The 15,813-nt window shown below is 48.8% G+C and carries 17 protein-coding genes; 7 read left to right on the forward strand and 10 right to left on the reverse strand.

Annotated elements, in window-relative coordinates; genetic code table 11:
- Positions 1-58: 58 nt before the first annotated feature.
- From sdiA to BSPA111_RS03150, 8 genes are all read right to left on the reverse strand, one after another.
- Entirely contained in the window at positions 59-781 is a 723-nt protein-coding gene (sdiA, locus tag BSPA111_RS03115; protein WP_183269729.1) for a transcriptional regulator SdiA, read from the reverse strand.
- A 205-nt stretch (positions 782-986) separates the two neighbouring features.
- Positions 987-1,739, reverse strand: a complete 753-nt coding sequence (gene tcyN, locus BSPA111_RS03120; protein ID WP_183269730.1) for an L-cystine ABC transporter ATP-binding protein TcyN — start codon at positions 1,737-1,739, stop codon at positions 987-989.
- Entirely contained in the window at positions 1,736-2,404 is a 669-nt protein-coding gene (gene tcyL, locus BSPA111_RS03125; protein WP_183269731.1) for a cystine ABC transporter permease, read from the reverse strand. The genes tcyN and tcyL overlap by 4 nt, the downstream gene beginning before the upstream one ends.
- 157 nt (positions 2,405-2,561) lie before the next feature.
- Positions 2,562-3,548, reverse strand: coding sequence for a D-cysteine desulfhydrase (gene dcyD, locus BSPA111_RS03130; protein WP_183269732.1), 987 nt, complete (start codon positions 3,546-3,548; stop codon positions 2,562-2,564).
- Positions 3,549-3,670: 122 nt separating this feature from the next.
- Positions 3,671-4,471, reverse strand: coding sequence for a cystine ABC transporter substrate-binding protein (gene tcyJ / locus BSPA111_RS03135; protein ID WP_183269733.1), 801 nt, complete (start codon positions 4,469-4,471; stop codon positions 3,671-3,673).
- A gap of 85 nt (positions 4,472-4,556) precedes the next feature.
- Positions 4,557-5,108, reverse strand: coding sequence for a flagella biosynthesis regulatory protein FliZ (fliZ, locus tag BSPA111_RS03140; protein WP_183269734.1), 552 nt, complete (start codon positions 5,106-5,108; stop codon positions 4,557-4,559).
- Between the two features lie 37 nt (positions 5,109-5,145).
- Complete coding sequence (locus BSPA111_RS03145; protein ID WP_183269735.1) at positions 5,146-5,865, reverse strand: RNA polymerase sigma factor FliA; 720 nt, start codon at positions 5,863-5,865, stop codon at positions 5,146-5,148.
- Positions 5,866-6,039: 174 nt separating this feature from the next.
- A complete protein-coding gene (locus tag BSPA111_RS03150; RefSeq protein ID WP_183269736.1) occupies positions 6,040-7,710 on the reverse strand; it encodes a FliC/FljB family flagellin in 1,671 nt (556 codons plus the stop codon).
- A gap of 245 nt (positions 7,711-7,955) precedes the next feature.
- Between BSPA111_RS03150 and fliD the strand changes: the two genes are divergently transcribed.
- The 4 genes from fliD to amyA all read left to right on the forward strand — a co-directional run bounded on the left by fliD (position 7,956) and on the right by amyA (position 11,732).
- Positions 7,956-9,356: a flagellar filament capping protein FliD gene (gene fliD / locus BSPA111_RS03155; protein WP_183269737.1), complete on the forward strand. Its 1,401-nt coding sequence runs from the start codon at positions 7,956-7,958 to the stop codon at positions 9,354-9,356.
- A gap of 15 nt (positions 9,357-9,371) precedes the next feature.
- Positions 9,372-9,779: a flagellar export chaperone FliS gene (gene fliS / locus BSPA111_RS03160; protein WP_183269738.1), complete on the forward strand. Its 408-nt coding sequence runs from the start codon at positions 9,372-9,374 to the stop codon at positions 9,777-9,779.
- Entirely contained in the window at positions 9,779-10,141 is a 363-nt protein-coding gene (gene fliT / locus BSPA111_RS03165) for a flagella biosynthesis regulatory protein FliT (protein WP_183269739.1), read from the forward strand. The genes fliS and fliT overlap by 1 nt, the downstream gene beginning before the upstream one ends.
- Positions 10,142-10,244: 103 nt before the next feature.
- Positions 10,245-11,732 (forward strand): alpha-amylase, encoded by a 1,488-nt coding sequence (gene amyA, locus BSPA111_RS03170; RefSeq protein WP_183269740.1) that lies wholly within the window; start codon positions 10,245-10,247, stop codon positions 11,730-11,732.
- A 691-nt stretch (positions 11,733-12,423) separates the two neighbouring features.
- Here amyA and yedD read toward each other — a convergent pair.
- The gene (gene yedD / locus BSPA111_RS03175; protein ID WP_183269741.1) at positions 12,424-12,837 is read right to left on the reverse strand and encodes a lipoprotein YedD; all 414 of its coding nucleotides are present in this window, start codon (positions 12,835-12,837) and stop codon (positions 12,424-12,426) included.
- 236 nt (positions 12,838-13,073) lie between these two features.
- On the opposite strand from yedD, the gene yedE reads away from it, so the two are divergent.
- From yedE to BSPA111_RS03190, 3 genes are all read left to right on the forward strand, one after another.
- A complete protein-coding gene (yedE, locus tag BSPA111_RS03180; RefSeq protein ID WP_183269742.1) occupies positions 13,074-14,288 on the forward strand; it encodes a selenium metabolism membrane protein YedE/FdhT in 1,215 nt (404 codons plus the stop codon).
- Positions 14,285-14,521, forward strand: coding sequence for a sulfurtransferase-like selenium metabolism protein YedF (yedF, locus tag BSPA111_RS03185; RefSeq protein WP_183269743.1), 237 nt, complete (start codon positions 14,285-14,287; stop codon positions 14,519-14,521). Before yedE ends, yedF begins: the two co-directional genes overlap by 4 nt.
- Before the next feature lie 216 nt (positions 14,522-14,737).
- Positions 14,738-15,250 carry a serine acetyltransferase gene (locus BSPA111_RS03190; RefSeq protein WP_183269744.1) on the forward strand — a complete coding sequence of 171 codons (513 nt, stop codon included), beginning with the start codon at positions 14,738-14,740 and terminating at the stop codon, positions 15,248-15,250.
- A gap of 152 nt (positions 15,251-15,402) precedes the next feature.
- Here the strand turns inward: BSPA111_RS03190 and fliE are convergent, their stop codons facing one another.
- On the reverse strand, positions 15,403-15,714 hold the full coding sequence (gene fliE, locus BSPA111_RS03195) for a flagellar hook-basal body complex protein FliE (protein WP_183269745.1): 312 nt from the start codon (positions 15,712-15,714) through the stop codon (positions 15,403-15,405).
- Positions 15,715-15,813 lie beyond the last annotated feature (99 nt).

Genomic DNA, 15,813 nt, shown 5'->3' on the forward strand with positions numbered 1-15,813 from the left:
GCCCCACAAGACCTTCTTTATATGCCCAAGAATTTCTAGATGCAGGTAATCGGGAATATTAAATAATCCCTATCGCTGCTGCATAACAGGCAATTTGTGTTTTATTAGGTGCATTAAATTTCTTTTGCATATTTTTCTGGTGAAAATTCACTGTATTTTCTGATATCGACAAAATAATTGCGATCTCAGCTGATGTTTTCCCCTCGCCAGTCCATTGCAATATTTCTCGCTCACGTTTGCTAAGTTTTAATGCCATCGCTGCCATTGATGGGTCATTAAGACGCATTAACGTCATTAAGCTCAGTTCCGCCAAATATTGCAGACGCATATGCAGTTCATCCTCAGGCAAAACTTTGCCTTTTCCCACCGTGCGTGAGACCGAATAAAAGCCCAGCGCACGATTAGGCGCCATCACGCACTGGGTTATGCCGCGTCGCAGACCGTGATCTCTTGCCGCATCCCAGAAATCCTGCGTGTCACTAAAAAGCTCATCATTCCACTGCAGATTCCCGCGCATGAAATTTTCAGGGCGTAAAACCGGATCAATAGCGAAATAATTTTCTGCATGATAATGGTCGAGCCAACGCTGGGGATATGTCGACTTTAACGACGTCTTCGGGCGCGTAAAGGGCACCGGGTGACGAATGCACAAGGAGTAATAGTCAAATTCCAGCAATGCCGTTTGCTGATGAAGTATTTTCGTTATTTCGTCAGCCTGAGTCACAGACTGGAAGATATTCAGCGCATCCTGCCGCCAGATAAAAAAGTTGCGATCGTCCATTATGTCTGGCGATTCTCCTGACACGGAAATCATTTACAAATGTAATGCCTAACGCTATCACATTTATCAATATTATTTATATGATAAAACGGCCATTGGCGCAGAATATTGAAAAATCGCGCTAAATGGCCATTACCTCATTAATTTAGCTTATGATTTATCCATCACACGCAACGGTTAATGGCCCCGAATGGGGCCATACCGATCATTGGGTGAGGAATTTTTCCAGGAACTGTTGCGTGCGTGGTTGTTTAGGATTGGCAAACAATTCACGTGCAGGCCCCTGCTCAACAATGCGGCCTTGATCCATAAAAATGGCACGGTCAGCAACATCACGCGCAAAGCTCATTTCATGCGTCACGATGACCATCGTGCGTTTTTCTTCTGCGAGTTGGCGGATAGTGCTCAACACTTCGCCCACCAGCTCAGGATCGAGCGCTGACGTTGGCTCATCAAACAAAATCACTTCTGGTCGCATCGCCAACGCGCGTGCAATCGCCACACGTTGTTGCTGTCCACCGGAAAGACGACGCGGATAGCTGGTTTCTTTACCGCTCAGGCCGACTTTTGCCAGCAATTCACGTGCCCGCGCAATAGCTTCGTCCTTCGGTTCACCTTTCACGATAACCGGCCCTTCGATGATGTTCTCAATCACCGTTCGATGGGGGAAAAGGTTGAAGCTTTGAAACACGAATCCCACGTGCTGGCGCAATTCCCGCACGCGATTTTTCTGTTTACTGAGTGACTGCGCCGCATCAATGGAAATTTCACCGACCTTGATGGTCCCAGATTCGGGCTCTTCCAGTAAATTAATGCAACGCAGCAAGGTGGTTTTACCGGAACCACTTGGCCCGATGATCGCCACCACTTCGCCCGCTTTCACTTCCAGATCGATACCATGCAGCACGGTCTGCCCGTGGAATTTTTTGACCAGTTGTTTTACGTCGATTGCGCTCATTTTGGATCCCTGTCCTGGCGGTTTAGCTGATTTTCAAAGTAGTTTTGCAACGACGAGAGCACCGTTGCCATTACCCAGTAAATCAAGGACGCCGCGAGATACATGGTAAATACCTCAAGAGTACGGGAGGTAATAAGCTGTGCCTGGCGAAACAGTTCCGGAACCTGAATGGTTGCCGCAAGGGACGTGTCTTTCACCAGACTGATAAAACTGTTGCTCAGCGGCGGTAACGCGACACGCGCTGCCTGCGGCAAAATCGCCCGACGTAACGTTTGCCACGGCGTCATCCCGATACTGGCTGCGGCTTCCCACTGCCCTTTCTCGATAGACGAAATCGCTGCACGTAAGGTTTCGGATGCATAGGCGGCGGTATTGAGCGACAAACCGATCATCGCCGCCGGAATAGGATCCAGTTCAATGCCAAACTGCGGTAAGCCGTAATAGATCATGAAGAGCTGAGCGATTAACGGTGTCCCGCGAAAAATCGACACGTAAAAACGCGATAACCAGCGAAACGGCAAAAACGATGACAAACGCATCAACGCCAACAAAAAGCCGAGTATCAACCCAAAGAACATACCGCCGATGCTGAGTTGCAGCGTAAAGACGGCACCTTTGAGCAGAAACGGTGCCGAGTCCAGCACCAGTTGAATACTTTCTTGCATACTTAGATGTACCCTGTTTTTTATTATTAGCTATACCCTAAATAATTGGAGTTGCATCCAGGCGGCAAACTCGGGAGTCCCCAGGAGCTTACTTGAGTAAGTGACTGGGGTGAGTGAGTGCAGCCAACGCAGAGGCAACTTCAAGTATGACGGGTAATTATACGTGCGGATGATACGCAAACAGCGCAGGCGCTCCGCCCGTATGAATAAAGATAATTGGGCCGTCGTCTTTAAAACGCTTCTGCGCCACACCATCAATTAATCCCGCCATCGCTTTGCCGGTATAAACCGGATCGAGCAAGATCCCTTCCAGACGCGCTAACAATTTAATGGCTTCAAGCCCTTCTTCGTTAGGCTGACCATACCCCGGTGCGAAATAATCATCCCATAAATGGATCGGGTTTGACGCGCTGACACTCAGCGATTGTGCGACCGCCTGCTGCAACGCTTCTACTTTTGGCAACTGCTGCGCGATAGTGCGCGAAACCGTCACGCCAATTAAATCGACATCCGGCATCACTTGCTCAAGGCCTACCGCCAGCCCAGCATGCGTTCCTGCGCTTCCCGAAGCCACGACTACCGATGAAACACTGACCGCACCTTCACACTGTTGCGCGATTTCCAGCGCACTCTCAACATAACCCAACGCGCCCAGTGCATTCGAGCCACCAACAGGGATCACGTACGGGCGAAAACCTTGCACTTCGAGGCGAACGGCAATCTCTTCGAGTTGTTGGTCCGGCGAATGCAGCGCGTCACACATTTCGATTTCAGTATCGAACAGGTCGAGCATCAAACGGTTGCCGTTGGTGAGATAGTTTTCAGCCTGCGTACCAATGGGATTTTCCAGTAGAGCTACGCACTTTAGGCCGAGTTTTGCGGCAACCGCCGCGGTCTGGCGCACGTGGTTTGACTGAATCGCCCCCGCCGTCACCAGCGTATCAGCCCCTTCACGCAACGCATCGGCGGCCAGAAACTCAAGTTTACGAAGCTTATTTCCCCCCATCGCCATTGGCGTGGTGTCATCACGTTTGATGTAGATTTCGCGGCCGAGATAATCGGAAAAACGCGGCAGATATTCGAGAGGCGTCGGGGCGCCGATGAATTCCAGACGCGGGAAACGCGTCAGATTATGCAGTGACATGAGCGACTCCGTTACACTTATAAAAATTCCAGATTTATTTATTATGCACCAGCCTGGCGGTTTGCCCGCAGATACAAATAAAAAAGGTGCTGGAATCAGCACCTTTTTCAGATTATCGGATATTACTTGGTTACGTCAGCACCAAACCACTTCTCAGAAAGCTTAGCCAGAGAGCCATCTTTCTGCATGTCAGCGATGCCTTTGTTAATCGCCTCGACCAGGTCTTCGTTGCCTTTACGTACGGCTACACCGGCTTCCTGACGTGAGAACGCATCACCCGCTACCGCCAGGGTATCTTTGGTTTTCTTCACCAGATCCAATGCCGCCAGACGGTCGACCAGAATCGCATCAATACGACCTACGCGCAGATCCTGATACTTCGTTGGGTCATCGTCATAAGTACGGATATCAACGCCCTGCACATTGGCACGTAACCACTCTTCGTAGTTAGTCCCAAGACCGACGCCGACTTTTTTACCTTTCAGGGAGTCCGGCCCAGTAATGCTGCCTTCGTTGCCTTTCTTCACCAACGCCTGGATACCAGAAACGGTATAAGGAGTGGAGAAATCGTATTTCTTCTTACGCTCATCAGAAATGGTCACCTGGTTAATCACCACGTCGATGCGTTTAGAGTCCAGCGACGCCAGCATACCGTCCCATTTGGTGGGTTTGAGGTCTGCTTTTACGCCCAGATGCTGCGCCAGCTGTTCTGCAAATTCCACTTCAAAACCGGTCAGTTTGCCGTCATCACCCTGGAAGCTGAACGGAGGATAAGTCCCTTCCAGCCCAACCAGCAATGTGCCGCGCTCTTTCACTTTCGCCAGTAAGTTTTCGGCGGCGAACGTTTTAACACTCGCACCCGCTACCAATGCCACAGCCAGTACGCCCATCAGCGCCTGACGCCCCACCATTGCTAATTTCATAGTTACCCCGAATGTTTATATTTTGGTTGTATTGTAACGACTTAATATAATCAATCAAAACCACTGTGCTACAACTTATGCCATTTTAATATATATCAGAAGTTGATTTATTTTCCTGGAAATGAGCATCCATATTTTGATTCAGGGTTTGAAATTGCCCGTACTTGCGCAGAGCAATACGGTAATTATTGGTACTGGTTGGCGGCAACCACGCGTCAAATGAATCGTCGAGGTAGGCGACAGGGGAAGAAGGAAGAGGAATATTCTGTGAAGACAAATGGTTACCGAGTCGCCGCAAGCGCACCACATACTCACGGATGGTGCCATGGCTCATCTCAGTTTGTTCGAACAGGTACTCTTTAAAGCCGATGATATCGAAATAGTGCTGCTGCTCTTTGGAATACAAATCGCCGCAGAAACGGCACAGCGCCGCCCAGGACTGGCGCTCGGTCTGCCAACTGTTTTCATCAATAAGCGAATCAAGCTGTGCAATGGCAGTTTTGCTGACAATTTCACCACAACGCGTCAGCGTGATCCTGTCGAGTATTTTTGCGCAATGGGCACAATGAGTCTGTGTGTGTTTAAAGTCTTTTAAATAGCGGCTCAATGGACGCTTTTTGGATTGCTGTACCGTCATGATGTTATCCCGGTCGTCTTATAATGTGCGGCACTCCCTACAACTTACCGAGCTTTGTGCGTAAGCGTTTAATCGCCTGGCTGTGCAACTGACTGACGCGCGACTCCCCCACTTCCAGTACCGCGCCAATCTCTTTGAGATTTAGCTCTTCCTGGTAATAGAGAGTCAGCACCATCTTTTCACGGTCCGGTAACGCATCTATCGCATCCATCACGCGTTGGCGAAGATTCCCCTCCAACAATTGTTGTAATGGGTTCGCCTGCTGATGCTCTTCAGTAATCAGTTCGATACTGTCGCCATGCTCTTCACGCCACTCGTCATATGAGAAGAGTTGGCTGTTGTTCGTGTCGAGCAACATCTGGCGGTATTCGTTGAGCGGGATATCCAACCGATCTGCCACTTCTGTCTCGGTAGCATTACGGCCCAGCTCTTGCTCCAGTTGACCAATTGCCTGCGCAACACCACGGGCGTTACGCCTGACGCTGCGTGGCACCCAGTCACGGCTGCGCAACTCATCAAGCATCGCCCCACGGATGCGCTGCACCGCGTAGGTAGTAAATGCCGTTCCTTGCAGGGCATCATAACGGTCCACTGCGTTCAACAACCCGATGCCGCCCGCCTGTAGCAGGTCGTCAAGCTCCACACTCGCGGGCAGGCGTACCTGCAGGCGCAATGCTTCGTGACGCACCAATGGTACATAACGCTGCCACAGCGAGTGTTTATCCATTACACCTTCAGCGGTATACAGTGAATTCACGATAAACAGCCCTGCGTTAGTTGAGTTATCGGCATGATTATCCGTTTCTGGAGGGTTTTTAATCGCAAGAATAGTGGGCGAAATGAGGGGTTATTTCGAGTTATGGGTCACTATCAGAAAGAAAAAACCCCGCGAGCGCGGGGTTTGGTCAGGTTTTTGCGTTTTTTATGAAACTTAACGCAGCAGAGACAGAACGCCCTGTGGAACCTGGTTAGCCTGTGCCAGAACAGAAGTACCAGCCTGCTGCAGGATCTGCGCTTTGGACATGTTGGAAACTTCAGTCGCGTAGTCAGCATCTTCGATACGACTACGAGCAGAGGTCAGGTTGCCCAGGGTGTTACCCAGGTTGGTGATGGTAGAATCGAAACGGTTCTGTACCGCACCGAGGTCAGAACGCAGTGCGTCGACTTGTGCCAGGGCATCATCGAGTTGTTTAAGTGGATCTGAGGTTGCAGTGCCAGTACTAGTGTTTTTAGTGGTTAATTTACCGTCAGCTGAAACATAAGCTTTTGCACCTACATCAGCTGCATATTTGCCGGTACCACTTCCGCCAGTAACGCTAACTGATCCAGTATCTTTATCTACAGAGTAAGCAGTAGTGTAAGACGCAACTGTAGTCATTTCATTGTCGCCATCAACGCTAGTGTTAGTCGATGTACCTGAAGTGAATGTCGCGGTTGCAGTCTTAATACCATCATTAAACTTGATGCTAACATCGTTCGCTGTAGTGTTAGCTTTAACATTTGCCAGCAAGGTATCCGAGGATACGGTGTCTGTATAAGTGAAACCAGCAGCACTACCAGCAAATTTATAAGTTTTATCATCAAACTTAATTGTTGCAGCGTTAGTCGTCAGATCACCGGCTTTGAACAAATCACCCATGTCTGCTTGGGTCGCACCACCGGTATTGTTTGTGGTCAATGCGCCACCAACAATATACGCAGCCTGACCACCAATAGTCACTTTACCATTGGCATCAGTTTCAAAGTTCACTGAACCAGTGCTGGATGTGTAGGTACCAGATTTAGTCGTACCTGCAGCGGCTTTTAAGGTGTCACCATAAGTTTCAGATGCTGCACCCGTTGCAACAGTCTTTTGAGTGGTGAAGTTTTTGTTGCCCGCATCGTAAGTATAGGTACCAGCATTAGCACCCGTTGCTACTGTTACACTATCGCCATTGTTTAACTTGGAGAATGCGTTTTCCGCTGTCAGTTTGTCGAAAGTCGTTGTTGCCGTATAGGTATTACCTGCAAGGGTTGCACCCGCCGCAGTCAAATCACTAACAGTTGCTGCTTTATTAGCAATAGTCCCTTTGCCATTTACATTAAAGCCGTTTAAACCCAGCGTATCAGAAGTGATTTTTTTCAGGTCGATAGTGATGGTTTCGCCGTCGTTTGCGCCAACCTGAATTTTCATAGAGCTGTCAGCAGACAGAACTTTCACGCCGTTGAACTGAGTCTGACCAGAAACGCGGTCGATCTCGCCCAAACGTTGGGTGATTTCATTCTGGATTGAATCCAGGTCAGACTGGGAGTTAGTCCCGTTGGTTGCCTGAACAGACAGTTCACGTACACGCTGCAAGTTGTTGTTGATTTCAGACAGCGCTCCTTCAGTAGTCTGAGCGATGGAGATACCGTCGTTGGCGTTACGAGAAGCCTGAGTCAGACCTTTGATGTTCGCGGTGAAACGGTTAGCAATTGCCTGGCCCGCTGCATCGTCTTTAGCGCTGTTAATACGCAGACCGGAAGACAGACGCTCAATAGCAGTGCCCAGAGAAGACTGAGATTTGTTCAGATTGTTTTGGGTCAACAGCGACAGGCTGTTAGTGTTGATAACTTGTGCCATGATTTTATTCCTTATCAATTCACATTTTGTGGTTGGGCTGTTGCCCACGGGTTTCTCACCGTCTACCCATGTATCGGCACACTATTTTCGAACTTTAGAATAATTTCACTTTTTCTCTAGCCGCCGAAATAACCCGCAACCCTTTCATTATTCCTGCCATTAATCTGCTGCAAATATCATTAAACTTTGCGTTCCTGTTGCCGATACCACTGTGAATAATTGTTAGTAATGAAAAGGGAATAATAATGGCTAGCGTTTCTTCATTAGGGGTCGGCTCCAACCTGCCGTTGGATACTTTATTGGCAAACCTCAGCACTGCGGAAAAAGGTCGACTCACACCGATTACTGCCCAGCAGTCCAGCTACAGCTCAAAATTAACGGCTTATGGCACGCTTAAAAGCGCAATTGAAAAATTCCAGACGGCGAATACCGCACTCAATGACGCTACCCTTTTCAAAAGCAGCACCGCCGTTAGTAGTTCAACTGATTTGGGTGTTAGCACCGGTGCGGGAGCCGCAGCAGGCAAATACACCATTAGCGTGACTCAACTTGCACAGGCGCAATCACTGGCTACAGGCGGGATCGCCAGCGCCACCGATAAGCAAAGCACTGTTTCATCGACCGACCGCACACTGGTGATTAACCAGCCGGGTCGTAAAGAACCACTGGAAATTAAACTCACCGACGACCAGACCTCACTTAATGGTATTCGTGATGCTATCAACGCCGCCGATGGTGGTGTTTCTGCAAGCGTCATTAAGAATAAAAGTGGTGAATTCCAGTTAGTTATTTCATCGGCTGAAACCGGTGTAGATAAAGCGATGACGATTAGCGTCAATGGCGACAGCGAACTCAATGACCTGTTGAATTATGATTCGACAGCCAAATCGGGCAAGTTAACCCAAACGATACCTCCGCAAAATGCCCTGTTAACTATCAATAATATTGAAGTAGAGAGCGGCAGTAATACCGTTAAAGACACGCCAGAAGGCGTCACTTTGACTCTGAACAAAGAAGTCACCAACGCCACCGTTACTGTTACCAAAAGCAATGATAAAGCGACCGCAGCAATCAAAACTTGGGTTGATGCCTATAACTCGATGCTGGACACCTTCAGCTCTCTGACAAAATACAGCGCGGTAGAAGCCGGTGCCGACCAAAGCTCAGGTAATGGTGTATTGCTGGGCGACAGCGTAGTGCGCACAATTCAGACAGGCATTCGCGGCCAATTTACAACCGGCGACACAGATTCAAAATTCAGCACCCTCTCACAAATCGGCATTGCTCAGGACCCCACTACTGGCAAGTTGAAAATTGATGACGACAAATTAAAAGCGGCCCTCACAACTAACTCAGTTGATACTCAAAAATTACTGGTCGGTGACGGTAAAACCACCGGCATCACTACGACCACGGCTAAACTGGTAAAAAGCTATCTGGCTGATGACGGCATTATCGACAGCGCTACAGACAGCATTAACTCCACACTAAAAAGCCTGACCAAACAGTATCTTGCTGTCAGCTCCAGCATTGACGACACCATAGCCCGATATAAAGCTCAGTTTACGCAGCTCGACACCATGATGAGCAAGCTCAACAACACCAGCAATTATCTGACTCAACAATTCTCATCCAGCAGTTCCTGATAACAAGAGGTAATTATGTACAGCTCGCGGGGTACACAAGCATATGCACAAATCGGTGTGGAAAGCGCCGTCATGAGCGCGAGTCCTCATCAACTGATTGTTTTGCTTTTTGATGGAGCATTAAGCGCCCTGGTCAGAGCTCGTTTGTTTATGCAGCAAGGCGAATTGGCTGCAAAGGGTGAGGCACTGAGCAAAGCGATCAACATTATCGATAATGGCCTAAAGGCCGGTTTAGATAATGAAAAAGGTGGCGAAATCGCAGAGAATTTATCGAATCTGTATGACTATATGATTCGCCGTCTGATGCTGGCCAATCTGCGCAATGATGTTGAAGCCATAGAAGAAGTTGAAGGGCTATTAACCAACATTGCTGATGCGTGGAAACAGATATCACCGCAGAACACTATACGGGAGCCAGCCTAATGTCGCCGTATGTAGAATTGATCAGCCGCTGGCAGAACGCTGTTCTGCTTAGTCAGTCGTTGCTGGAACTGGCACAACGTGGCGAATGGGATTTATTGCTGGAACAAGAAGTTGCCTACCTGCAAAGTATTGAAATACTCAATACGAACCCAATTCCACCAGGGACCGCGAAAAGCGTGCAGGATATGTTGCAGCAAAATCTCGTACAGATTCTGGATAACGAGCAGGCGCTGAAAAATCTTTTACAACAGCGCCTGGATGAACTCAGTTCGTTAATCGGGCAATCCTCTCGTCAGCAGACGCTCAATAATACCTATGGTCGGTTATCTGGCATGCTACTTGTGCCAGATGCGCCACAGTAATCTTGACTCGCGTAACGCAACAATCAGCAAGTTACCCCTTCGTTAGTTCAAAAATCTTCCATACTCCAGAGGTCAGCTAAATGACTCCTGGAGCGTGGACTCGATGAAAAACCCAACCTTGTTGCAATTTTTCCATTGGTATTACCCCGGTGGGGGCAAGTTATGGGCGGAAGTTGCTGAACGTGCAACAACGCTCAATGATATTGGCGTCAATATGGTGTGGTTGCCGCCTGCGTATAAAGGCAGCTCCGGTGGCTACTCGGTAGGTTATGACAGCTACGATCTTTTTGACCTTGGCGAATTTGACCAAAAAGGATCGGTGGCGACCAAATACGGCGATAAAAACCAATTACTGGCGGCGATAAAAGCCCTACAAGAAAATGACATCGCCGTGCTGCTCGATGTGGTGGTTAACCACAAAATGGGGGCAGACGAAAAAGAGCGCATTCGCGTGAATCGCGTCAACGAAGAAAATCGTAATGAGATAGACGACGAAGTACTCGAATGTGAAGCCTGGACACGCTACACCTTCCCGGCCCGCGCGGGTAAATATTCTGAGTTTATCTGGGATTACAAATGCTTTAGCGGTGTCGACCACATCGAAAATCCGACAGAAGACGGCATTTTTAAAATCATCAACGACTACACTGGCGACGGCTGGAACGATCAGGTTAATGATGAGCTCGGTAATTTCGACTATCTAATGGGCGAAAATATCGATTTTCGCAATCATGCGGTGACAGAAGAGTTGAAATACTGGGCGCGCTGGGTGATGGATGAAACCGGCTGTAGTGGTTTCCGGCTAGACGCGGTCAAACATATTCCGGCGTGGTTCTACAAAGAGTGGATTGAGCACGTTCAGGAAGTGGCTGAACAACCGCTGTTTATCGTCGCAGAATACTGGTCGCACGAAGTGGATACACTTCAGGAATATATTGCCCAGGTTGATGGCAAAACAATGCTGTTTGACGCACCACTGCAAATGAAATTCCACCAGGCCTCAAAGCAAGGTCGTGAATACGACATGAGCCAGATTTTCACCGGCACACTGGTCGAAGCTGACCCGTTCCATGCCGTGACGCTCGTTGCCAATCACGACACGCAACCGTTGCAATCTCTTGAAGCCCCCGTTGAACCGTGGTTCAAACCTCTGGCGTATGCGCTGATTTTACTGCGCGAGAACGGTGTGCCGAGCGTGTTTTACCCGGATTTATTCGGCGCCAGTTACGATGATGAAGGTGGCGATGGCGAGATTTATCACATCGACATGCCCGTCATTGAACAGTTGGATGACTTGATTCATGCCCGCGAGCGCTTTGCCCACGGCGTGCAGACCCTCTATTTCGATCATCCTAATTGCATCGCGTTTAGCCGCAGCGGTACGGATGAAAACCCCGGCTGTGTGGTGGTGCTATCCAACGGTGATGACGGCGAAAAAACCATTACCCTTGGCGATAATTACGGCGGTAAGAACTGGCGGGATTATCTTGGAAATCGCGATGAAATCGTCACGACGGATGCCAATGGTAACGCAACCTTCGCCTGTAATGGTGGGAGTGTCAGCGTGTGGGTGATTGAGGAAGTGTTATAGGTTTAGCCCTAAACCCTAGGCTGTCTCTTCTACAGACATCTGACAGCCTGTCAGGGTGAGATCTGTAAGCTTCGCAGGTTTTCCGTTCACCCGTACGTTGGGTTATCTCTGTATCCGTTGTGAACGGTGAACGTGCCAGGAGGGTTACGCCACCCTCCTGGCAACCTCGGCGCCCGGTTTTAAATTGCCGCTTTGCGGTAAACCCCAGCTTATCCCCAACGTTCAGGGTCGTTCGCGACTCGCTCCCGGCGATCGCTCACTGGCGTGGTTCCCGACCACGCCACCCTGACTTATGGGGAACACTGGGGCAATTTATACCGGGGACAAGGTCAAAACCGGTTTGGCATTTGACCTTTGTTTTTGAAGTTGACTTTGGTTCCGGCTTAAATCGCACTGTTTTTTACTCTTCAGTCGTGGTTGAGCCGCCGGGAGCGGCGAAAGAGAGCGATCGTCGGGAACGAATCGCGAACGACCGCGAATGTTGGGTAAAAAACGGTGTTTACCGCGCAGCGGCGATTTATTTGCCGGGAGTCCGGGTTCTTAGGGTGGCGACGGTGGCCACCCTAAGTCGTTCACCGGTTCGGTGGCTACATATGAAGGAATACTTTTAGTGAACGGAACTTTCACTATTTCCAACATAAACATCTAAACCTAATTTCAAAGTTGCGACTAAGGGACTGAGACGCCCCCCTTACGGTAACTTAGTTTCCAGAGGGTTCTTCTTCAAGAAATCGGCGCATTCTTGCGTTGGCTGCTCAACACGTTTCAGCGTCATCCCCGCATATTCCAGCGTATCCCCGATGCGCTCAACGCTATAAACATCGCGCTTGTTGGTGACGTTGTACCAGTCGTCTGAGCGCAAAGTCAGTTTACCAGGCAGAGCAATCACACGCTGCCACTGGCGACAATCCAGCGTATCCCCAGCAGGTGTGACCACCAGCGTCGCTATGGCTTCAGGGCTCACCATTTCACTTTGCGGCCCTTGCGATTGCCAGTACCCAGCGAGTCCCGCAGGTGCCGGGGTTTTCACCACTTCGCGGTAATCATCAACCTGCACACAGCCGCTCAATGCCAGCAACACTGTCAATAATGCAATCTTCTTCATCATTTATCCTGACTGCGGAGAAAAAATAATTTTCGCATTAAAGCACTTAGCTCGCCAGTGTTTCTCTGCGCCGGGGAAGATAGCGGCGCATTTGCGCAGCACATGAGAGATTCACAAGATGAATTGTTTGATGGTAATCATCAAAACCAGGGGATGTGTGCGAAACGCTAAAGCAAAGATGTTTAAATACAGCCCTCTAAAAATGCTGTAAACCTTCTGAGTTCAGAGGCGAAAAAATGTACTGGCAACAATTCAAATTAAATTACCTTGTTAAATTCTGGGCCCCCATGCCTGCGGTTATCGCAGCAGGCATCCTTTCAACTTACTATTTCGGCCTGACAGGAACGTTCTGGGCGGTCACCGGTGAATTTACTCGCTGGGGTGGACAACTCCTGCAATTAATGGGCGTCCACACAGAAGAATGGGGATATTTCAAACTCATTCATCTGGATGGCAACCCCCTGACCCGCATTGACGGCATGATGATCATCGGTATGTTCGGTGGATGTTTTGCGGCCGCCCTGTGGGCGAATAACGTAAAACTGCGTTTGCCCCAACATCGCATACGTATTATTCAGGCGGTTCTGGGTGGAATCATTGCAGGCTTTGGTGCGCGTCTGGCTATGGGTTGTAATCTGGCCGCGTTCTTTACGGGGATCCCTCAGTTTTCTTTGCATGCCTGGTTCTTCGCATTAGCGACCGCCATGGGATCGTGGTTCGGTGCAAAATTCACCCTTCTCCCGATGTTCCGCATTCCCATCAAGCTGCAAAAAGTTTCTGCCGCCTCACCACTCACCCAGAAACCCGAGCAGGCAAAACGCCGCTTCCGCATCGGTATGCTGATATTCGTGGGCATGGTGGGCTGGGGAGCGTTGACCGCGATGAATCAACCGAAACTCGGCATCGCCATGCTGTTTGGCATTGGATTTGGCTTGTTGATTGAGCGTGCACAAATCTGTTTCACCTCGGCATTCCGGGATATGTGGATAACCGGGCGCACCCATATGGCGAAAGCGATCATTCTGGGTATGGCGGTCAGTGCTATTGGTATCTTCAGCTATGTTCAGTTAGGCGTTGCCCCAAAAATTATGTGGGCTGGCCCTAACGCGGTCATCGGCGGTCTGTTGTTTGGTTTTGGGATTGTGCTGGCTGGCGGCTGTGAAACCGGTTGGATGTATCGCGCCGTCGAAGGGCAGGTTCATTACTGGTGGGTTGGTTTAGGCAACGTTATCGGGTCCACTCTTCTGGCGTACTACTGGGACGATATTTCCCCTGCACTTGCCACGCACTGGGACAAAGTCAATTTGCTCAACACCTTTGGTCCATTGGGCGGATTGCTGGTCACCTATTTGCTGTTGTTGGCCGCATTTTTACTCATTGTCGGATGGGAAAAGCACTTCTTTCGCCGTAAAAATTTGTACATCAGCCAGCCTGTTAAGGAAAACGTATGAGCCACAATTATGTACCGGACTTCCGATTAGATATGGTCGGTGAACCCTGCCCTTACCCGGCAGTTGCTACGCTGGAAGCCATGCCGCAATTAGCGAAGGGGCAAATTCTCGAAGTGGTGAGTGACTGCCCGCAGTCAATAAACAACATTCCATTAGATGCCCAAAACCACGGGTACACCGTGCTGGATATTCAGCAAGACGGCCCCACAATTCGCTATTTAATTCAACGCTAAACCTTCAGCGCGAGAGATAAAACACTCGCGCTCAGCTATTTTATTTGAATATCGCCCGGTTTACCGGGCTTTCTACTAATTACACGCTATTGCCACTCCCGACAGTCCAGCTGAATGTGGTCTGCTTATCAACCTGAGAAAAGTTTCCTCAACTCAATGGCGAGTTACAAATTATGAATTAAGATTATTCTCATAAATCCAAAAAGGAACATCGCCATGCGTGATTTCTTGTCCACATTAAAATATGACTTAAAAATCAATACCGCCAAATCCAAGCTCATTATTTTAATTTTCAGAATGGCAACGATTCACGCCAAAACAAAGGCGCTTTATCCGATCTCTCTGACATTTGTGATACTCAACCGGCTTATTAATGAAGGGCTATTTGGCGTTGAGCTTAACTATCATTTAAAAATTGGAAAAGGTTTTAAGATTTGGCATGGCAACTCGATGATTATCAACAGAAATTGTGTGATTGGTGAAAATTTTACCGTCAGGCAGTTTTGTACCCTGGGTAGCAATAAGAATGGCGTCGATATCAAATTTAAAGTGGGAAATAACGTCAATATGGGCGCCCATTCATGCATCATTGGCGACGATATAGAGATAGGTGACAACGTGACAATTGGTGTTGGAACGCTGGTTTTAAAAAGCGTCCCGTCAAATAGCACCGTAATTTCAAGTAATAAAATGGTTATTCTTGAAAAACAAGAAACCGTAACTATTTGAATTAGACATCGAACAATTTCCCAAGTAATACCCTAAATAATTGAAGTTGCATCAAGGCGGCAAGTGAAAGAAAACCAATGAGCTTACTAAAGTAAGCGATTTGGGAGATTGAACGCAGCCAACGCCGATGCAGCTTCAAGTATGACGGGTATTTAGACTTGCATGTTCATGACGTCCTGATACGCCGCCACCATCTTATTCCGTACCTGGATACCCATCTGTAACGAAACCGACGATTTTTGCAGATCGACCATCACATCATTGAGCGCAACCCCAGGTGTACCGAGGGCAAATTTTTCAGCCTGCGTACGGGCAGAGGATTGTGTTTCGCTGATACGGCCAAGCGCTGCCTGTAATTCACCCGCAAAACTCACTTTTGGTTCGTAATTCTGAACCGGATTCCCCGCTGACAGCGCGGTTGCGTGCAACTGCTGAAGTACACCTTCAATACCCTGAATTGCCATTTCCTCTGCCCTGGTGATTTTTAACGCGGCAAGATTAGCACCTTGTCAATAGGATAAAGGCGCTAAATAGCATCAATAAATAGAGCTAATTCAGCCATC

The organism is Buttiauxella sp. A111 (genome assembly GCF_014189855.1).
Classification (GTDB): Bacteria; Pseudomonadota; Gammaproteobacteria; order Enterobacterales; family Enterobacteriaceae; genus Buttiauxella; species Buttiauxella selenatireducens.